The organism is Paenibacillus sp. ISL-20, from assembly GCF_018613005.1.
In the GTDB taxonomy this organism is placed as follows: domain Bacteria; phylum Bacillota; class Bacilli; order Paenibacillales; family Paenibacillaceae; genus Paenibacillus_AQ.
The window spans coordinates 205,983-226,233 of sequence record NZ_JAGGRD010000009.1 but is presented as its reverse complement, the minus strand read 5'-3'; the positions used below and the strand labels follow the sequence as shown (position 1 = coordinate 226,233).

20 protein-coding genes are annotated in these 20,251 nt (G+C 49.1%); 14 read left to right on the top strand and 6 right to left on the bottom strand.

Going from position 1 to position 20,251, the window contains the following annotated elements:
* Positions 1-328 precede the first annotated feature (328 nt).
* Positions 329-1,021: a YitT family protein gene (locus tag J7E85_RS06545; protein ID WP_215156108.1), complete on the top strand. Its 693-nt coding sequence runs from the start codon at positions 329-331 to the stop codon at positions 1,019-1,021.
* Between the two features lie 69 nt (positions 1,022-1,090).
* Here J7E85_RS06545 and J7E85_RS06540 read toward each other — a convergent pair whose 3' ends face one another.
* The 3 genes from J7E85_RS06540 to J7E85_RS06530 form a co-directional block, all read right to left on the bottom strand.
* A complete protein-coding gene (locus tag J7E85_RS06540; protein WP_076320830.1) occupies positions 1,091-1,273 on the bottom strand; it encodes a DUF2188 domain-containing protein in 183 nt (60 codons plus the stop codon).
* Positions 1,274-1,407: 134 nt separating this feature from the next.
* The gene (gene msrA / locus J7E85_RS06535; RefSeq protein WP_215156106.1) at positions 1,408-2,373 is read right to left on the bottom strand and encodes a peptide-methionine (S)-S-oxide reductase MsrA; all 966 of its coding nucleotides are present in this window, start codon (positions 2,371-2,373) and stop codon (positions 1,408-1,410) included.
* A 91-nt stretch (positions 2,374-2,464) separates the two neighbouring features.
* A complete protein-coding gene (locus tag J7E85_RS06530; protein ID WP_076320832.1) occupies positions 2,465-3,076 on the bottom strand; it encodes a TVP38/TMEM64 family protein in 612 nt (203 codons plus the stop codon).
* A gap of 403 nt (positions 3,077-3,479) precedes the next feature.
* Here J7E85_RS06530 and J7E85_RS06525 point away from each other — a divergent pair, with 403 nt between their 5' ends.
* A complete protein-coding gene (locus tag J7E85_RS06525) occupies positions 3,480-4,181 on the top strand; it encodes a TerC family protein (RefSeq protein WP_215156104.1) in 702 nt (233 codons plus the stop codon).
* Between the two features lie 92 nt (positions 4,182-4,273).
* A complete protein-coding gene (locus J7E85_RS06520) occupies positions 4,274-4,588 on the top strand; it encodes a hypothetical protein (RefSeq protein WP_076320834.1) in 315 nt (104 codons plus the stop codon).
* A 102-nt stretch (positions 4,589-4,690) separates the two neighbouring features.
* Here the strand turns inward: J7E85_RS06520 and J7E85_RS06515 are convergent, their stop codons facing one another.
* On the bottom strand, positions 4,691-5,509 hold the full coding sequence (locus tag J7E85_RS06515) for an AraC family transcriptional regulator (protein ID WP_098742920.1): 819 nt from the start codon (positions 5,507-5,509) through the stop codon (positions 4,691-4,693).
* A gap of 140 nt (positions 5,510-5,649) precedes the next feature.
* On the opposite strand from J7E85_RS06515, the gene J7E85_RS06510 reads away from it, so the two are divergent.
* The 10 genes from J7E85_RS06510 (at position 5,650) to J7E85_RS06465 (ending at position 15,830) form a co-directional block, all read left to right on the top strand.
* On the top strand, positions 5,650-6,750 hold the full coding sequence (locus J7E85_RS06510; protein WP_215156102.1) for a Gfo/Idh/MocA family protein: 1,101 nt from the start codon (positions 5,650-5,652) through the stop codon (positions 6,748-6,750).
* Positions 6,751-6,922: 172 nt separating this feature from the next.
* A complete protein-coding gene (locus tag J7E85_RS06505; protein WP_215156100.1) occupies positions 6,923-8,008 on the top strand; it encodes a Gfo/Idh/MocA family protein in 1,086 nt (361 codons plus the stop codon).
* A 46-nt stretch (positions 8,009-8,054) separates the two neighbouring features.
* Positions 8,055-9,023, top strand: a complete 969-nt coding sequence (locus J7E85_RS06500; protein WP_076320838.1) for a sugar phosphate isomerase/epimerase family protein — start codon at positions 8,055-8,057, stop codon at positions 9,021-9,023.
* Positions 9,024-9,066: 43 nt separating this feature from the next.
* A complete protein-coding gene (locus J7E85_RS06495; RefSeq protein ID WP_076320839.1) occupies positions 9,067-9,789 on the top strand; it encodes a ThuA domain-containing protein in 723 nt (240 codons plus the stop codon).
* Between the two features lie 178 nt (positions 9,790-9,967).
* Complete coding sequence (locus J7E85_RS06490; protein ID WP_213645198.1) at positions 9,968-10,636, top strand: uracil-DNA glycosylase; 669 nt, start codon at positions 9,968-9,970, stop codon at positions 10,634-10,636.
* Positions 10,637-10,783: 147 nt separating this feature from the next.
* Positions 10,784-11,104, top strand: a complete 321-nt coding sequence (locus J7E85_RS06485; protein ID WP_071223811.1) for a winged helix-turn-helix transcriptional regulator — start codon at positions 10,784-10,786, stop codon at positions 11,102-11,104.
* Between the two features lie 183 nt (positions 11,105-11,287).
* Positions 11,288-11,965, top strand: a complete 678-nt coding sequence (locus J7E85_RS06480) for a hypothetical protein (RefSeq protein ID WP_215156098.1) — start codon at positions 11,288-11,290, stop codon at positions 11,963-11,965.
* 177 nt (positions 11,966-12,142) lie between these two features.
* Entirely contained in the window at positions 12,143-14,581 is a 2,439-nt protein-coding gene (nirB, locus tag J7E85_RS06475; RefSeq protein WP_251035503.1) for a nitrite reductase large subunit NirB, read from the top strand.
* A 95-nt stretch (positions 14,582-14,676) separates the two neighbouring features.
* Positions 14,677-14,994 (top strand): nitrite reductase small subunit NirD, encoded by a 318-nt coding sequence (nirD, locus tag J7E85_RS06470; RefSeq protein ID WP_076320844.1) that lies wholly within the window; start codon positions 14,677-14,679, stop codon positions 14,992-14,994.
* Positions 14,995-15,041: 47 nt separating this feature from the next.
* Positions 15,042-15,830 (top strand): formate/nitrite transporter family protein, encoded by a 789-nt coding sequence (locus J7E85_RS06465; RefSeq protein ID WP_215156096.1) that lies wholly within the window; start codon positions 15,042-15,044, stop codon positions 15,828-15,830.
* A 310-nt stretch (positions 15,831-16,140) separates the two neighbouring features.
* Here the strand turns inward: J7E85_RS06465 and J7E85_RS06460 are convergent, their stop codons facing one another.
* Positions 16,141-16,299 carry an asparagine synthase gene (locus tag J7E85_RS06460; protein WP_071223816.1) on the bottom strand — a complete coding sequence of 53 codons (159 nt, stop codon included), beginning with the start codon at positions 16,297-16,299 and terminating at the stop codon, positions 16,141-16,143.
* Between the two features lie 88 nt (positions 16,300-16,387).
* Positions 16,388-17,116, bottom strand: a complete 729-nt coding sequence (locus J7E85_RS06455) for a Crp/Fnr family transcriptional regulator (protein WP_098742928.1) — start codon at positions 17,114-17,116, stop codon at positions 16,388-16,390.
* Positions 17,117-17,393: 277 nt separating this feature from the next.
* On the opposite strand from J7E85_RS06455, the gene adhE reads away from it, so the two are divergent.
* On the top strand, positions 17,394-20,003 hold the full coding sequence (gene adhE / locus J7E85_RS06450) for a bifunctional acetaldehyde-CoA/alcohol dehydrogenase (protein WP_215156094.1): 2,610 nt from the start codon (positions 17,394-17,396) through the stop codon (positions 20,001-20,003).
* Positions 20,004-20,251 lie beyond the last annotated feature (248 nt).

Below are 20,251 nucleotides of genomic sequence, written 5' to 3'. Positions count from 1 at the left end.
ATTCCATATATATATTCCAGTTCATTCTAGCCAGCTGTTTAGCTTGTATGCCAACTGTGTTATAATAATATTAGCAGTCTAATTAAAACGAGAAAGGATCAGGATACCATGTGTCCCCGAAGGACGAATCCCCAAAGGACGATTTGGAAACGTTATGATCTCTCATACACATAGCTTCCTTCGTAGAGCGAAGTCGGACGTCTGAAGACAAGGACGGTCTCTCACGAAAGGATGGGAACTATGGTTCGAAGGATGAACTCCTCCAGGTTGCCTCTATGTAGAGATTGGCCTATGTCTGACCAATTTACTACGACAAGAGGGATCCTGTATGAGGAAAAGACAAAACACAATTATCACGATGTCGGCGATGTTGTTCGGAACGTTTTTAATGGCTTTTACGTATTATCACATTAATTTTCATAATCATTTAACCGAAGGCGGCTTTGTCGGCCTTGCGCTGCTTGGCAAATATGCGCTTGATATTCCGCCCGCATTAAGTATGGTCCTCATGGACATACCGGTTCTGCTGATTGCCTTGTTTATCAAAGGTCGGAAGTTCATTGTCAATACCGTTGTTGCGGCGAGCATGTTCACGTTGTTCTACGCATTGATCGAGCGGTATTCCACGCTTGTGATCGATCTGAATCATAACTTGCTGGCAGCCGCGCTGCTGTCCGGTTTATTGACGGGCTTTGGCGCAGGTATCGTGCTCCGCTATGGCGGGGCGACAGGCGGTGACGACGTGATCTCCGTGCTGTTCAGCGAGTGGAGCGGGCTTAAGGTAGGGACGGTGTTTTTCCTGATGGATGCCGTAGTTCTGCTATTATCGCTATTCTACATGCCATTGGTTGAAACCTTATACACTATATTAGCCGTATCGATTGCCGGACAAGTGATCACCATCACCGTGACGTACGGTACCGAGAAAACGGAAAAGAAACCGATTCGGAAGGCGGTCCGTACCCCAAGCACTTCGGTTACTCCGAAGACAGCGCAGCCAACCGTTAGCGGCCGTTCATAATACGGTCCAACTAAGAGAAGCTCACCCGCATGCAGGGTGAGCTTCTTTCGTATATCTATGATGTTAGGGTTACTCCTCGTCTTTGGGATGATTCTCGTCCCATTCCTGTGCCTTGGCGGTGGCGATAGCGATGGCACGTCCTTCGTCGTAGTCTTCCTCCAGCAGGGCATTGGCAATTTCCACAGCTTTGTTCCTCACCCGCGGCTCCAGATTTTTCATGGATGGCGGATAATCATGTTTGTTCCAAGGCATATTGCGATCCCTCCAGTTCAAGTTTATTCGTATGTAGTGTATATTACCCCGTGTAACCAAATTGAATAAGCGGGTTCAATGGCACAAAAAAAGTACATTGCCCCTGAAGGACAATGTACTTGGGATACTTCGATTTATTCAAACAACTGCAAATACTCGCCATAACCTTCCTTTTGCATCTCTTCCTTCGGAACAAACCGCAGTGCCGCGGAATTGATGCAGTAACGAAGTCCGTTCGGTCCAGGTCCGTCGTCAAATACATGGCCGAGGTGTGAGTCTCCATTTTTGCTTCTTACCTCGGTACGGACCATCATATGGGTGAGATCCATTTTTTCCTTGATGTTGTGTTCGCGAATCGGACGGGTGAAGCTCGGCCATCCGCAGCCGGCATCATATTTGTCCGTAGAGCTAAAGAGCGGCTCGCCGGATACGATGTCCACGTAAATGCCTTCTCCGTGATGGTCCCAGAACTCATTGTGGAACGGAGGTTCGGTTGCGTTATTCTGTGTTACTTCATATTGGATCGGTGTCAGGCGCTGTTTAAGCTCGGCGGGGTCTACCGAATCCGACCAATGCTGCTCAATGAAATCCTCGCGTCCCGAGCCTTTGCGATAGCGTTTGTAATGGCTCGGATTTTTCTTGTGATAATCCTGATGGTATTCTTCAGCTTCATAGAAAGTGCTGGCTGGTATGATGGGCGTTACGATCGGCCCGTCGAATCGTCCGCTGGCAGCTACCTCTTCTTTGGATTGTTCGGCAAGCTTGCGCTGCTCCTCCGTATGGTAAAAAATAGCGGTCCGGTAAGATGTCCCCCGATCATGGAATTGTCCGCCCTCATCCGTAGGATCGATTTGCTGCCAGAAGAGCTCAAGCAGCTTTTCATAAGGGAACACTTCCGGGTTATATGTGATTTGAACGGCCTCGTAATGACCCGTTGTATCAGAGCATACCTCTTCATAGGTCGGATTTTCCTTATGGCCGCCCGTATAGCCGGAAACGACCTTCAGAATGCCCGGCAGCTCATCAAAAGGAGAGACCATACACCAGAAGCAGCCTCCCGCAAAGGTAGCCAATTCACTTGGGGTTGAACGATTATTCATCTATTATCCCTCCATCGTTATAACATTTTAAATGTAAGTCTTACTCTATATTATAATCATTTTGGTCAGGGAAACCAAAACAATGCTCCATTTAATTCTGTCTCCCTTTATACCACCGGATAGCGGCCAGACATAATGCGGTAACTAGCATGAGTCCGCCCGCGATACTCGCAAAGAGGAGCGGATGATCGGCAAACCCGCTGCCTAGCCAAGCATACAGGAGAATCGCAGGGATTTTACCGATGGCTGAAGCGGTTGTGTACGTCCAGAATGGTATGGATGCGACACCTGCATAAATATTGACGGCCATTTGCGGTATGATGGGCAGTAGGCGCGCGAGCAGGATCGACTGAAAGGGGCGCCGTTCGACCACGGCTGTAAACCTATTGACAGCCGCATATTTACTGAGCAGTCGCCTGCCGGGCTCCTGGTACAAGGACCGTACAGCCGCATACAGGATGACGGCCGCTATCGTGGTTCCGAACCACGAAATGGCAGCAGCCCAGACGGTTCCATATGCATAGCCAAGAATAGCGATGATGACTTTGTAGGGTGCAATGGGAAATAAGGCAAGCAGGGTTGCCAGCAGGATCATCAGGTAGAGTGGGGGATTTCCTCCTAACCAGTCCATGATTTCTTGTCGGTATGCAAAAGCCAGCGTCAGTGCTGTTGTATAAATTGCGGGTATGATCCATCTCTTCATGAAGAATCCTCACTTTGCGAAATTCAACCAGAATAGCACCATAATAGCAAAAAAACAGGAATGCTGCCCACATTTCGGACAGCTAAGCATCGTATCTAGGGTGGAAAAAATTGAATATACAAGCGATTTTTCATATGTTATAATATGTCCAACCGAATAGTTCCCAAAGGGGAGTAGCTTCATAAGTAAAGTCGTCATTACGGGATTAACCATCCCCGGCTTTATTGGCAACGATTATGTTGTTTAGCGAGACCTTTGCCTGATTTATTTATGAATGAGGTGGAGGTCTATTTTTGCGCCCAAAAAACGCTGTAGACCTTATTAACTAAGGCAACAGCGTTTTTTTTGGATGGAGGACATCGGTAGGTAAATCTAAAGAAAATGAAGGAAGGATGGGAGAAGCATGGATTTGATGTCGATGGAATTTTGGACGGCGCTGCTATCGATTGTCCTCATTGACCTTGTGTTGGCAGGCGATAACGCGATTGTTATCGGGCTTGCCGCTCGTAATGTCCAGAAAGCGGACCAGAAGAAGGTCATCCTGTGGGGTACCGTCGGAGCGATTATCATTCGTATCGTGGCCACACTCCTCGTTGTACAGCTCTTAATGATCCCTGGCTTACGCTTGATCGGTGGATTTGCTCTGTTGTGGATTGCCTACAAGCTGATAGTGGATGAGAAGCAGCATGAAATTTCCGCTGGCAACCAGATGTGGGCGGCAATCCGTACGATTATTATTGCGGACGCGATGATGGGACTGGATAACGTGCTTGCTGTAGCTGGCGCTGCTGGAGAAAGCTTCATGCTGGTTATTATCGGACTTGCGATTTCGGTTCCAATTATGGTGTGGGGCAGTACCATTATCCTGAAGTTGACGGATCGCTTTCCAATTATCATCACGATCGGTGCTGCGGTGTTAGCCTGGACCGCATCAAAGATGATTGTGGAAGAGCCAATGATTCACAGCTGGTTTACCAATGGCGTTCTGAAGTACGGTTTTGAAATTCTCGTTATCGCCATAATCATCAGTCTTGGAACTTGGATGAAGAAGAAGAATCACCAAAAAGCGAAGAGCAACCCGGTACAGGTTAAGATGGTCGACTAGTTTAGACTTTGTCTGAGCTCAAAGTAAACGGTATAATGTCTTCATGAACGAAGAGAGCGCCGAAGCCCTTTTCGCATGAGGAGGGGTAATACATGGAATTTACGGAAAAATCCGTAGAAGAACGGATTGCGGAGTCGTACCGCCAGGACGAGGATATGATGATCCTCGTGTTTGCCCAGTGGTGTGTGAATCACGGACTGGACCCAGCGGAACTGTACCGTAAGGCATATCCGAATCAGCCGGATAATGAGCGGCTGGCACGGGTGCTGGAATTAACGGTGCCCAAGGAAGAAGCTGGTGAAATACCGGATCAGACCCTGCTTGGTGTCCTGTCGTTATTCGGTAATGAAGACTTGGCTATCGTTGTAGCCGAGGCAGCGGCCACGCTAGGCCCTGATAAGAAGTAAATGTGGAATCATGGCATATCTTACATGTGATTCAAGAGAGAAGCGGGTCGACCAAGGAAAAACCTTGGTCGACCCGCTTTTTTATCGTACAGACGGCACGGCTCAATTTGACGTTCGGCTGGCCATGCGGAATTGTTTAGGCGAAACGCCGAATCGGGACCGAAAAACGCGGTGAAAATAAGTATAGTTGGCAAAGCCGGAAGTTTCGGCGACATCCTCCAGTGAGAGAGGGCTGAACACAATTCGTTCCTTGGCCATGCTCAGGCGAACGTCCATGGTGTATTGCATGATAGTGGTGCCAAACGCTTCTTTGAACAGATGGACTGCCCGGGAGACACTGATGCCGACATGGGCGGCGACATCCTCCAGCTTGAACATCGATGAGGCATTCTCTTCAATGTAATTTTTCATGCGGTAGGCTAAATACGTCTTGGGCGTGGTCGATGGCTGTTCCGATAACAGGCGGTCCACTTCGAGGCACAGAATCCGTACCGTGTAATCCGAAATTTCCGGATAAGGATCCGATACACGACGCTGCTCCAGCAGAATTTGCCGAAACAGACTCAGGTAACGCTCTTCCAGTGGAACTCGAATTTTGGTTGGGCGTTTCTTAGAATTCCACCACGCGTCAGCCCATGGCCCCTTAAAGAAAATATGGTAATCTCCGCTTTCGATGGTTAACTCACCCAAAGCGTTATATTCGTCATCTATTCGTAGTTCATAGGGTTGTCCTGGCGTGAAGATTAACAGATCCCCTGCCTCAACGAGTGACAGCTTGTCATCAATTTTGGCACGGCATTTGCCGTCGGTCTGCCATCGCATCAAGTAGGTGTCGAAACCGTCAGCCAGGGACATCTTGAAAGGTTTACGATGAAATGAGAAATCCGCTGCTACGACTTGGTTGGAAAGATTTGAATCCATTGCTAAAGTCCCCTTTGAAGAATAAGAAAATAATGACCAGATTGTTCATGTTTTAATCATATTCTTCATTTTAAACGAAAGCATAAAAGAATACCATGGTACTAGTCCGAGCACATCTAAAAGCTCAAGGAGTGACAGCGATGAAAAAAATGAAAGCAGGTATAATTGGCTGCGGAACCATCAGCGGCGTATACTTCACGAACTTAAAGAACAGCCCTTGGGTTGAAATCGTGGCATGTGCTGACCTTATTCCGGACAACGCAAAGAAAAAGGCCGAAGAGTTCAACATCCCGAACGTGTATACCACCGAGGAGATGCTTGCACAGACTGACATTGAGTTTATTATTAATCTGACCATTCCGGCCAGCCACGCCAATGTGGATATCGCCTCCCTGGAAGCAGGGAAGCATGTGTACAGTGAAAAGCCGCTGGCGATTACCCTTGATGAAGCTCGCCGCGTGCTAAATGTGGCAGATCAAAAAGGACTTCGCGTCGGCTGCGCGCCCGATACGTTTTTGGGCTCCGGCGTACAGACGGCTAAAGCCGCTATTGAATCCGGGCTGATTGGCAGACCTGTTGCCGCAACGGCGTTTATGATGGGTTCAGGACCGGAAGCTTGGCATCCTAATCCTGAATTTTTTTACGCGTCGGGTGGAGGTCCAATGATGGATATGGGTCCTTATTATGTATCGGCTCTGGTAGAGCTGCTTGGTCCTGCAAACCGGATCAGCGCATCCACAGGGATCCAGATTCCAGACCGCGCCATCGGCTCTGGTCCGCGCCAAGGACAACCGATCACGGTTCAGACCCCAACGCATTTGGCAGGGACGCTGGATTTTGAGAACGGTGCCATTGCAACCATGATTACCAGTTTTGATATCTTTGGCGGATCGAATCTGCCTTGGATCGAAATCTATGGCACGCAGGGAAGCCTGAGTCTCGGGGATCCGAACTTCTTTAACGGTGAAGTGAAGCTCCGAAAGCACGGCTCCGATGAATGGGAGCTGCTTGACCCTGCATTTGAATGCGGGAAGAACGAGCGGGGGCTCGGTATCAACGATATGATCCAATCGATTCATGAGCAGAAGGACCATCGCGTCAGTGCCCGTCTGGCATACCACGTGCTGGAGATTATGCAGTCGTTCCAGCAGTCTTCGCTGGAGGGCAGACATATCGTTCTGCAAAGCACATACCGCTACGGCAAACTTCCGGCCCCACAGCAGGCAAACAAGGTGGAGTAGCGAACTGGCAGCCCGGTTCATATTCTTGTACACTGGTTATGAACGACATGCAAACCAGCTTCTGACGGATCTGACAGGATGATGAGTTCTTGGCAAGGATCCGCATGAAAGCGTTGCACTAATATTTGGAGAGTTTCCAAAATGATCAAATGCCTATGGGGAGGAAATGGACATGTCGAAAACATTGAAGATCGGAATTATCGGTTGCGGGGGAATTGCCAATGGCAAGCATATGCCGAGCTTGAAGAAGCAGGTGCAGGCCGAATTGGTAGCTTTTTGCGATATCGTTGAAGAGCGCGCACAGAAGGCGGCTGCCGAATACGGGGTTGAAGGCGCAAAAGTCTACACGGATTTCAGAGAATTGCTGCAAGACGGCAGTATCGATGTCATTCATGTGTGTACGCCGAACGATTCGCACTCCGAGATTACGGTGGCATCTTTGGAAGCAGGCAAGCATGTTATGTGCGAGAAACCAATGGCGAAAACCGTTTCCGAAGCTAAAGCCATGCTGGACGCCGCTAAGCGTACAGGAAAAAAACTTACCATCGGTTACAATAACCGTTTCCGGGATGATAGCATGTATCTGAAAGAGGTCTGCGAGGAAGGCGAGCTGGGCGAGATCTACTACGGTAAAGCGCTGGCTGTTCGCCGCCGTGCGGTTCCGACCTGGGGCGTATTCCTTGACGAAGAGAAGCAAGGCGGAGGTCCGTTGATCGATATCGGCACCCATGCACTGGATTTAACCTTGTGGTTGATGGACAACTACAAGCCGAAGAGCGTGCTTGGATCCACGTTCCATAAACTGGGTCAACGCGAGAATGCGGCGAATGCGTTCGGTCCTTGGGATCCGAATGAGTTCAAGGTAGAGGATTCGGCATTCGGGTTCATCACGATGGAGAACGGGGCAACGATTATTCTGGAATCCAGTTGGGCTCTTAACGTCGTTGAGACGGGCGAAGCCAAAGCCGTCCTTGCTGGTACGGAAGGCGGAGCTGACATGAAGGACGGTTTGCGTATTAACGGCGAGAAAATGAGCAGATTGTATGAAACCAAAGTGGATTTGAATGCTGGCGGCGTCGCGTTCTATTCCGGATCCAAGGAAAATGATGCGGACCGTGAAGCCAGAATGTGGCTGGAAGCCATTATTGAGGATAAGGACCCTGTGGTTAAGCCGGAGCAAGCGTTTGTTGTAACGCAAATTCTGGAAGCGGTCTATGAATCGGCGAAGACAGGAAAAGCGGTTTATTTCGATAACTAATTCTTACCATCACTACTAATACTTAAGGTAAACCAGGAGGTATACAATGAAATTAGGCGTATTTATGGTATTGCTGAGCGGACGTAAATTGGAGGATGCTTTGGACTACGTGGCATCCAAAGGGCTAAAAGCGGTTGAGATCGGAACAGGCGGTTATCCGGGAAATGCGCACTGCAACCCGGTCGAGCTGCTGGAGAATGAAACCGCGCTGAAAAACTTCAAAAATGCGGTGGAATCCCGTGGGTTGATTATTAGCGCACTGAGCTGCCACGGCAATCCGCTTCATCCGCAAAAAGCAATCGCGAAAGAGTTCCATGACACATACGTAAAAACGGTAGAACTTGCCGAGAAACTTGAAGTACCTGTTGTTAACACATTCTCCGGCTGCCCAGGCGACCATGAGGATGCCAAATACCCGAACTGGCCCGTTGCGCCTTGGCCTAACGACTACCAAGAGATTCTGACTTGGCAGTGGGATAACAAGGTCATTCCTTACTGGACCGAATGGGGTAAATTTGCCGCAGACCGCAATGTGAAGATTGGCTTGGAATTGCACGGCGGCTTCTCCGTTCATACGCCGGGCACGCTGCTCCGCTTGCGTGAAGCCGCAGGCGAAGTGATTGGGGCCAACCTGGATCCGAGTCATATGTGGTGGCAAGGGATTGATCCTGTTCAAGCGATTCAAATTTTGGGCCGCGAAGGGGCAATCCACCACTTCCACGCGAAGGATACAAGCATTGACCCGATCAACGTGAACAAGCACGGTCTGACCGATATGCAGTCTTATGCCAACATGCTGGATCGCGCTTGGCAGTTCCGCAGCGTAGGCTATGGACATGATGTGAAGGAATGGGCGGATATGATGAGTGCCCTTCGTTTGGTTGGATATGATTATGTTGTAAGTATTGAACATGAAGATGGACTGATGTCCATTGAAGAAGGCTTCTCCAAAGCGGTGCAAAACCTTCAGCAAGTGCTGATCGAAGAGCCGCTTGGGGACATGTGGTGGGTTTAACAGCGTAGAGTAAGCCGAATAAGCAATTAGGGGGAACAGCAACATGCTTAACGTAACCATTTGGAATGAATTCGTGCACGAGAAAATCCATGACGAGGTTCGCAGCGTTTACCCGACAGGGATTCATACAGCATTGGCGGAGGGTCTGCAAAATCCGGATTTCGTCATCAGAACGGCAACGCTCGACCAGCCGGAGCATGGATTGACGGACGATGTACTGGATTCAACCGATGTGCTGTTGTGGTGGGGGCATATGGCTCATGACCAGGTTAGTGACGAAATCGTAAGCAAGGTCGTAAAGCGCGTGCAGGATGGGATGGGGCTGATCGTTCTTCATTCCGGACATTTTTCCAAGCCGTTCAAAGCGTTAATGGGAACGAGCTGCGATTTGAAATGGCGCGAAGCAGGGGAACAGGAAATTATTTGGAGCGTGAATCCAACGCATCCAATCGCGGCGGGAATTACAGGTCCGATCATCATCGAGCATGAGGAAATGTACGGGGAATTCTTCGATATTCCAGCCCCAGATGAGCTGGTATTTGTCAGCAATTTCGAAGGCGGCGAAGTATTCCGCAGCGGTTGCACGTTCAAGCGCGGTCATGGGAACATTTTCTACTTCCGTCCGGGGCATGAGACCTATCCAACCTACTACAACCCCGAAGTGCTGAAAGTGATCACTAATGCGATTAACTGGGCTTATTCCACGGCAGGCAAGCAAACCTTCGGTAACAGCCAGCCGGTTCGTGCGCTTCCCGTTTTAGTCTAAGCTATGAGCAGCATTTTTTAAAAAGCAATGAGTTCACGAGTCGTTCAGGGTGTAGTCCTTGAGCGGCTCGTTTTATCGTTAACGATGAATGTTCACGGAAATGTTTTTGCCGGCTAGGGATAGAATATACCTAAGTATGGGGTATTGTATGATATACAAGAAGGGGGGGGCTGTACACATGAGTGAAGTACAAAGCGCACCTGTAGATCCCGCAACCATCGCCATATGCCAGGCCAAGCTGGCCCATCAACCCGTTGAGGGCTTCCTGCTCGGGAGAGGAGTCCGCTTCGCCAAAATTATGTTTATTGGAGAAGCACCCGGGGCCCATGAGGTTCTGGAAGGCTTACCTTTTGTAGGGCAGGCCGGACAAGAGATGAACGCCTACCTGGAACGCCTGAACCTGACCCGGGAGCAAGTGTATATTACCAGTGCCATGAGAAGCAGGCCTTATAAGGAAAAGGTAATCGTGAGGTCCACGGGCGAGAGTGTCATCAGCCGTTCCAATCGCACACCGACAAAGGCGGAAATATTGGCCCATGCACCTTTGCTTGATGAAGAGATTCGATGGGTTCGCCCGCACATTATCGCACCCATGGGAAATACGGCGCTGCACCGGTTAATCGGAAGCCATGAAACGGTGACATCGCTGCACGGCAAACTGATGGAGGGGCCGGTCCAGCAAGCAACCGATCCGGAGAATCCAGATAGGGGCTACATGTTCTCGGCGGAAACCTATAAGATATTCCCTCTATTCCATCCAGCGGCGGTACTGTATAATAGGAAATTATCCACTTGGATCGAGAAAGATTTGGATATTTTGGCTCGTATATTATGGGATAAGCGCTGATTTTATGGGAAAAAGGGGCTAGGTGGTTTTCAGTTTCTCGGAAATGTGCTAAAATGAAACATACTTACAATTCGTAAGTTTTCTAGGTTTTTAGTTAAGCTTATGAATTTCTATAAACAAGGTGACTTCGTAAAGAGGTGAAGGGATATGGAAGTTACAAATGTTACGATGTGTCCCCGTTTTGAATCTGCATTTTCTTTTCTGGGCAAACGGTGGAACGGTTTGATTATTCAAACGTTGATGAGCGGGCCTAAGCGCTTTAAGGATATTTCGAATTTGATTCCGTCCATGAGCGATAAGATGCTCTCCGAGCGGATGAAGGATTTGGAATGCGAAGGCATTTTGATTCGTCATGTCTATCCGGAAACACCGGTACGTATTGAATATGAACTGACTGAAAAAGGCAAAGCATTACGTCCGGTAATGGAGCAAATTGCATCCTGGGCAGAACAATGGGTCGAAAGATGAGTCATCTTAAGACTCCCCTTGATGATTAAACCCTGGCATGAGACATCCTCATTTCAGGGTTTTTTTTCTAAATGGAAGTATGATTCCTGTTTCTTTACGGCAAGAATAGGTGGACATGCACCAAGCGGAGGCAGCTGCTATATGATGTAAATACCGAGAGCGGCATATCAAGGAGGCGAGCCTATGACCAAGCGAACGTATATCTCCCGTTTCCATTATGGACAAGAGGACATCTCAGAACTTGAAAACGCTTCATTAAAAGTGCTTCATATTTTTGAGAAGACCAAGCGGATGCTGAGCCAGTATGTGCCGGATTCCTTGTGGTTAGCTGCGTCTGGAACAAGCCCGGAATCTGCAGAATCCGTTAGCCATAGCGGTGCCGATGCTGTTGATATGTTTCAGAAATGGGTCAAAGCCCCCGGCGGATGGAAGTTCATTGGTTATGAAACCGATCGATTTCATGCGTCCACCGGGCAGAATATAGGACGCACGGGAAGATTTCTGCAGATGATCATCTGGTCACTCTATGAGAAAATCGTAATGCTGCATCCTTTCCTTGGCAGTGAGCCGTTTTTTGACGGGGAGGAGCTGGATGTGATCGCAAATTATTTTGTGCCTACGTATATCAGCGCCGTACCGTTGGTGGAACAAGGAAAAGCCTTTAAGACTATTCAAGCGGACATCGTTCTGTATCAGGAGCATATCCAGGCACCTGCCGTCATTATGCAATCGGATCGAGGTTTATTAGAGGGGAACTGGATGACCGGGGTGAACCTGGACGCGAAGGGATTTGCCGGGATTCGTCCTTATTTGAAGGTTCCTAGCGGCGAACGAGCCTATATGGAAGCCGATATTATATAGAGCATGCCTCATCATAACCTTGTTCCGATGCGGACAGGGTTATTTGGCATTTTTATTTTAAATTTTAACGATTTATGTGAAATATATCACAAAAATTAATGCCGTCAGACGATATAATTTATGTGAAAGCAACGGAATACCACGATCTAGATAAATGTGTTGGGGAGGAATCAATCGATGTCCAATATAAAGAGAGAAAAGTTAGTTGTCATTGGCAACGGTATTGCCGGGATTAGTACGGTCGAGCAAATCATTAAATTGGGTGGAAATTTTGACATCACCGTCATTGGACAGGAGCCTCATCCGAATTATAACCGCATCATGCTGTCGTATGTGTTGGAAGGCAGCAAAACCTTGGATGACATTGTATTGAATGATTGGAAATGGTACGAGGATAACCACATCACTCTGCACACGGATGCCACTGTAACTGCCATCGATAGGGAACGCAAGGTCGTGACCGCCGATAACGGATTGACGGTGCCTTATGACAAAGTCATGATAGCAACGGGCTCGAAGCCCTTTATTTTACCCGTACCGGGCAGTGACAAAGAAGGCGTTATCGGTTTCCGAAACATTGCCGATTGCACGCAGATGCTTCAAGCCGCTAAGGCGTACAAGAAAGCGGCTGTCATTGGCGGGGGACTTCTGGGTCTGGAAGCTGCCAAGGGATTGGTCAGTCTGGGCATGGAGGTGACGGTGGTTCATCTTATGCAGGATTTGATGGAGAGCCAGTTGGATTCGATGGCATCCGGCATGCTGAAAAGGGAGCTTGAACAGCAGGGCATCAACTTCTTATTAGGTAAACAAACAACCGAAATATTGGGAGATACCAGAGTCACGGGACTCCGGTTCAAGGATGGGGATGAGCTTGATGCCGACCTGGTGGTCATGGCAGTGGGCATCAGAGCGAACACCGAGATCGCTAAAGCGAGCGGGATCGAAGTGAACCGGGGAATCGTCGTCAATGATTATCTTCAGACTTCCTGGCTGGATGTGTATGCGGTTGGCGAATGCTGCGAGCATCGGGGCGCGTGCTACGGTCTGGTTGCACCATTGTTCGAACAGGGACAGGTACTGGCGAAGCATCTATGCGGCGTGGAAGGCAAGCCTTACGAGGGAAGCATTGTATCGACGAAGCTGAAAATCAGCGGTGTGGATGTCTTCTCTGCAGGCGAGTTCATGGAGCAAGCCGAGCACTCGGTGATCACCGCTAAAGATGATTGGCGCAAGACCTATAAGAAAATATTAATTCGCGACAATATCATCGTTGGGGCGATATTGTTCGGAGATGTGAGCGATTCGGCAAGCCTTCAATCCATGATTCGGAAAAAGACAGCCATGACAGATGAAATTTACGATTCGATCATGGGTACGGACAGCGCAGGAACAGGAAACGGCAAGGCATTTTCACTGGAGAAGATGCCCGATGATGAAATCGTATGCGGCTGCAACGGCGTAACCAAAAAAGCCATTGTGGATGCTATTACTCTCGAAGGTCATACGACTGTGGATGAGATCAAAGCTTGTACAGGAGCTACCCGCTCGTGCGGCGGCTGTAAACCTGTCGTGGAGCAAATACTCCAGAGCGTATTGGGCGATGGCTTTAAGGCGGCAGGCAAACAAGGCATATGCCCATGCACAACCCTTGATCGGGACGAAATTGTCGCCGAAATCCGTGCCAAAGGACTCAAGACAACAAAAGAAGTCATGCATGTTCTAAACTTCAGCAACCCGGAAGGCTGCTCGAAATGCCGCCCGGCCATTCATTATTATCTGGCGATGCTGAACCCGGTAACCCATCAAGAGGAGAGGGAATCCCGTTTTGTCAACGAACGAATGAACGCCAACATTCAGAAAGACGGCACGTACACGGTAGTCCCAAGAATGTACGGCGGCGTTACCACACCGGAGGATTTAAAGAAAATCGCGGATGTATCGCTTAAATATAATGTGAAGGTTGTAAAGGTTACCGGCGGACAGCGTCTGGACCTCATCGGTGTTAAGAAGGAAGATCTACCGAGTGTTTGGGAAGAGCTGGATATGCCGTCGGGTTATGCTTATGCCAAATCGCTGCGGACCGTGAAGACCTGTGTAGGTTCCCAATTTTGCCGTTTCGGTACGCAGGATTCGATGGGCATGGGGGCATTCCTCGAGGAGAAATTCGAAAGACTGGATTTCCCGGCGAAATTTAAATTGGCAGTCAACGGGTGTCCGCGAAACTGTGCCGAGTCGTGCACGAAAGACATCGGGATCGTAGGCAATGACGGTGGATGGGAAATATTCGTTGGAGGCAACGGCGGAACGAAGGCACGTCTGGCTGATTCGTTCTGCAAAGTGAAAACGGATGAAGAGCTGGTCGAAATCTGCGGAGCCTTGATGCAGTATTACCGTGAAACCGGCAAGTACCTGGAGAGAACATCGGAGTGGGTAGAGCGCTTGGGACTGGAACATATCCGAGCGGTTATCCTGGACGATACCAAGCAGCGTAAGGAACTGGTGGAGAGAATCGAGCTTGCCTTGCAGCAAGTCGAGGATCCGTGGAAGAAAGTGCTGAACGACGAGAAGCTGCGCAATACGTTATTTGAGGATGCAAAACCGGTCAGCAGCAAATAAAAGAGGGAGGAATCTACATCCCTCTTGCCGCCTGAACATAGAGAGCTTTTCGCAGTATGGATGGGGATAGAAAAGAAAAGTGGAGGTCGAATGTTATGGAAACCGGAAAATTTATTACGGTAGGGAATGAACATGATTTTCTGTCACAGCTCGGAAGGGTGGTCCAACTCGGAGATCGGGAGATTGCCGTCTTCCGGACTTCGGATCATCAATGGTTTGCGCTGGACAATCAAAGCCCTCATCCCAAAGGTGGGCCACTCTCGGAAGCCATCGTATCCGGGCACTACATCTACGATCCGTTATACGATTGGAAAATCGAGCTTTCAACCGGGCTCGTACAGGCTCCGGATAAGGGTCAGGTTCGTGTATACCCGATTCGCGCCGTGGACGGAAAGGTTGAGGTGGGTGTTTAAGGCCAGCAATCGCATAATAAACAGACGAAATCAAGGGGTGGTATCCCATGTTTAAAACAGATGTGGAAGCCGTTGTCAATGCCGCCGTCGGTAAAAAAGAGCAGATGAATCATAATCTGCTGCGCTATATGGTATCGGCTATGCTGGCCGGCGCGTATGTCGGCATAGGGATTGTATTAATCTTTAAGCTGGGGGCGCCGCTCGCAGCTGCCGGTTCACCCTTCCAATCCCTCGCCATGGGAGCTGCATTCGGGATCGCGCTCACGTTGGTGGTGTTCGCCGGGTCAGAGCTGTTTACCGGAAATCACATGTTTTTTACGATAAGCACATTATCCGGACGAACGACGATGGGGGATACGCTGAAAAACTGGGTACTCGTGTTTATCGGCAATCTGGCTGGAGCGATTCTGCTCAGCTATCTGGTGTATGCTTCCGGCCTGTTCAAAGGCCTGCCGCCGGACCACCTCATCTTCACGGCTGCTGCCAAGAAAATGAATGATCCGTTTATGGAGCTGTTCTTCAGAGGCATCTTGTGTAACTGGCTTGTCTGTCTGGCCTTGTGGATGGGAATTCGGGCCAAGGGAGAAACAACAAAGCTGATTTTAATATGGTGGTGTCTGTTTGCCTTCATTGCAACAGGGTACGAGCATAGCGTAGCTAATATGACACTTCTGACACTCGCGACGATTTTACCGGGGCATCCCGAGACCATATCCATCGGCGGATGGATAAGCAACATGGTGCCGGTCACGCTGGGGAACATCCTTGGCGGCGGATTGTTTGTAGGGATGGCTTATTGGTTTATCTCATCGGGAAAAGGGAACAAGCAAAAGTAGGTTTTGTAGGTGACATCGAAGAGTAGGAGCAGTTCCGTAAGCAGGTTTGCTCACTTGATAGACAGCAGAAAAGAAGCGGTCAACCAAACGGTTGACCGCTTCTTTAACGATATACAAACGAGATGATTTGGAGGCTTCGCCCTCCAAGCCAATAGCAGATAAAGTTGAACCTAATTAATGAGTATACAAAGAAACGGTTTCTCTTTGAATGTCTAATTAAAGTGAGGGATCTGCACAACTAAAAGAAAAGCCGTCCCTTCAGTTCAATGACTGAACAGGACAGCTGTGTGTACCTTGTCTTCCAAATCCTTTACCGATGTTCCACCAGGTCAATCGCACCAAGCACAATATGAGCCAGTCCGAAGCCGAGAATACCGGTTGCGGCAAGTTTATACTTGCTGCCAAGCAGAGCGGCACCCGAAGCAGAAACCACAGTTCCAAGAACAGCAGGAATCAATCCTTCACGCATGCTGAGCACTCCCTTTAATTTGGTTTGGAAAGACAAGGTTTATTGTAAGCAGATGACTGTATATTATGCACAGAAGGGAGCAGGCCGATTAAATCCGGCAGATTTCGTTCGGACACAGCTCGCAATGGCAGATTTCCTGCAGCATCGGAAGATCTTTAATGACAATCATTCCGCCGGCATATTCGATGGCATCTTTTTTGCGTAAGTCACTCAGCATACGGTTGACGCTTTCCCGGGTTGCCCCAATCATGTTCGATAGATCGGTGTGGGTAATCTTCTTGTTGATGAGAATGGTATCATCGGCTTGATGCTGTCCGTAGGTGTTGCTCAGACGGATCAGTGTCGATGTTAAAGCACCGGGCTTACCGTACATCATGAGATCACGGAATTTGGTCTGGGTAATGCGGTGGTGAATGCCCATCCACTTCATAAAATCAATGGCGAAATCGCAATGCTGACAGATCAGCAGCTCCAGATCCTTGTGCTCGATGACACCGACAACACTATCCTCCAGCACCTCTGCCGAGAAACTGTGATTGTTGCTGAAGAATGGATCGGCTTGCCCGACCATGTCTCCTGGATGGTACATATATAGAATAAGCTCTTTGCCTTCATCAGTCGATTTAGTTAATTTAATTCTTCCTTGTTTAACGTAGTACAGCTTGTCGGCAAAGTCACCTTCCCAGAACAAATGGGATCCTTCAGGGAGTACCCTTTCCTTCATGCTGACCAGCAGACGGTTGCGGTTTTGTTCCGAGAAGCACTGCGTGTTCCCTAAGTTTTCGATTTCCATTACATGGTCTACAGTAGTATTCATGTTGGTATCCCCTAACATCCTAAAATTTGATCTGTTTAATCTTTAAATACATTATAACGTGAAAACATTCACTTTTGGGGGAGAATATGAGGGAAATCGTGGCGAATTTTCAAACTTTGTGATCTCTTTCACTTAGAAGGAGGGAAAGACAGGTATAAATCACACAGAAAATATAAATCATTATATTGTGAAATATTTCACATGAATTTGAGAGCGGCTGTGTTACGATCAAAGCGTAGAGAAGAAAGAAACCATGAACCATGGGAGGATGAGAGATATGGCTGTGAGCAAAGGAACGGTTGAAGTTAAGGGACAAACAGCATCGGAGTACATTCAAGGTCTGATTGACAAGGCGAATCGGGCCAAAGAAAGTTTTATGGAATTGAATCAGGAGCAAGTCGACGGGATTGTACAGGCGATGGCCATGGCAGGCCTTGAGAAGCACATGCAACTGGCGAAGATGGCGGTTGAGGAAACGGGACGCGGCGTGTACGAAGACAAGATTATCAAGAACCTGTTCGCCACAGAGTATATCCACAACAGCATCAAGTACGACAAAACGGTGGGTATTATTGAAGACAACGCCTATGACAGCTTTCAAAAAATAGCAGAGCCGATCGGGATAATCATGGGGATAACACCGGTAACCAATCCGACCTCCACAACCATATTCAAGGCGCTGATCTCCATTAAAACAAGAAACCCGATCATCTTCGGATTCCATCCATCCGCGCAGGCATGCAGCCGGGAAGCCGCGCTGATACTGCGGGATGCCGCCGTGAAACAAGGTGCTCCTGCCGATTGCATCCAGTGGATCGAAGCTCCTTCCATGGATAAAACCAATGCACTCATGAATCATCCTGACATCGCCTGCATTCTGGCCACGGGCGGTTCGGCGATGGTCAAGGCGGCATACAGCTGCGGCAAGCCGGCCCTCGGCGTAGGACCAGGTAACGTGCCTTGCTTTATAGAGAAGAGCGCGGACCTGGATCAAGCAGTGAACGATTTGATTTTATCGAAGACCTTTGATAACGGCATGATCTGTGCTTCCGAGCAGGCTGTCATTATCGAAGAGCCTATCTATCATACAGTGAAGAAAAAAATGATTGCCAGCGGCTGTTATTTTGTCAACAAGGAAGAGTTGGCGAAACTGACGGCGCATGCGATGGTATCGGAGAAATGTGCGGTTAATCCGTCCATCGTCGGAAAGCCGGCAGCTAAGATTGCCGAGGCTTGCGGTTTCGAGGTACCGGAAAGCACCAAGATCCTGATCGCCGAGCTGGAAGGGGTCGGTCCGGCTTACCCGCTGTCCGCCGAGAAACTGAGTCCGGTTCTGGCCTGCTATAAGGTGAAGGATGCCGAGGAAGGCATAACACGCGCTGAAGAGATGGTTGCTTTTGGCGGCATGGGCCACTCGTCGGTGATCCACTCGCACAATGAGGACATTATTATGCAATTCTCGGATCGGATGAAAACTTGCCGCATCCTGGTGAACCAGCCTTCTTCGCAAGGCGGTATCGGGGATATCTACAACACGAACCTGCCATCGCTGACACTGGGTTGCGGCTCGTATGGACGTAATTCCACTTCGTCGAACGTGACGGCTGTCAATCTAATCAACGTGAAAAGGGTGAACCGCAGAACCGTGAATATGCAGTGGTTTAAAGTACCGGACAAAATTTACTTTGAAAAAGGCTCCACGCAGTATCTTGCTAAAATGCCGGAAATTACCCGTGTTGCGATCGTTACCGACCCCATGATGGTGAAGCTGGGTTATGTGGAGCGGGTAGAGCATTATCTGCGTCAGCGCAGAGTGCCAGTGGCCATCGAGGTCTTCTCGGAGGTCGAGCCTGATCCTTCAACAACGACAGTAGAACGCGGAACGGAGATGCTTACCCGATTCCAGCCGGACTGCATTATCGCCCTCGGCGGCGGATCGCCAATGGATGCAGCGAAAGCGATGTGGTTGTTCTATGAATACCCGGATACGGACTTTAACAATCTGAAGCAAAAATTTATGGATATCCGCAAGCGGGTCTACAAATATCCGAAGCTTGGACGGAAGGCGAAATTCGTTGCCATTCCAACAACGTCGGGTACGGGCTCGGAAGTGACTTCGTTTGCCGTCATCACGGACAAAGGGCTGGGGAATACCAAGTACCCGCTGGCTGACTATGAGCTGACACCGGATGTGGCGATTATCGATCCGGAATTTGTATACACGCTGCCTAAAACAGCGGTAGCCGATACCGGTATGGACGTTCTGACACATGCCATTGAAGCCTACGTATCGGTGATGGCCAGCGATTATACGGATGGGCTTGCCATCAAGGCCATACAGCTGGTGTTCCAATATCTTGAGCAGTCGGCGCTGACCGGTGACAAACTCGCCCGCGAGAAAATGCATAATGCTTCGACGCTTGCCGGCATGGCTTTTGCGAATGCGTTCCTTGGCATCAACCACAGTCTTGCGCATAAGTGGGGCGGCCAGTATCATACGGCACACGGACGCACCAATGCGATCCTGATGCCTCACGTCATTCGTTACAACGCCAAGAAGCCAACAAAATTCGCGGCATGGCCTAAATATACCCACTTTGTGGCAGATGAGAGATATGCTGAAATCGCACGGATTCTCGGGCTGCCAGCAAGAACAACGGAAGAGGGCGTAAACAGTCTGATTGGCGCGATCCGGGAGCTGAACAGCAAGCTCGGTATCGAGGAGTCGTTCCAGCAGCTTGGCATCGATGCTAAAGATTTCGAGAAAAATGTTGAGCATTTGGCGGACCGGGCTTTTGAAGACCAGTGCACAACGAGCAATCCGAAGCTGCCGCTGGTGACAGAGCTCGCAGAAGTTTACCGCAACGCATTCTACGGTCGGTTCTAAATAGGATAGGCTCTGAATGCCGATCATGAAGATCCGTGAGGATGTTGAGGTAAGTGATCCAGGACCAGACTCAGAGTGATAAAAATCACGGAAAAAGATGACTTTGTGATTAATATCACAGATGCGAGGGATTAACAGGACTACAATAAAGGTGTAGCAAGAAGCTGAATCTCAGGTCTTTGATAAAGAAGCTTGAAGGTACAAGGCGGGGTAGTGGCATCATTGATCGTGAAAATAATCACATTTAA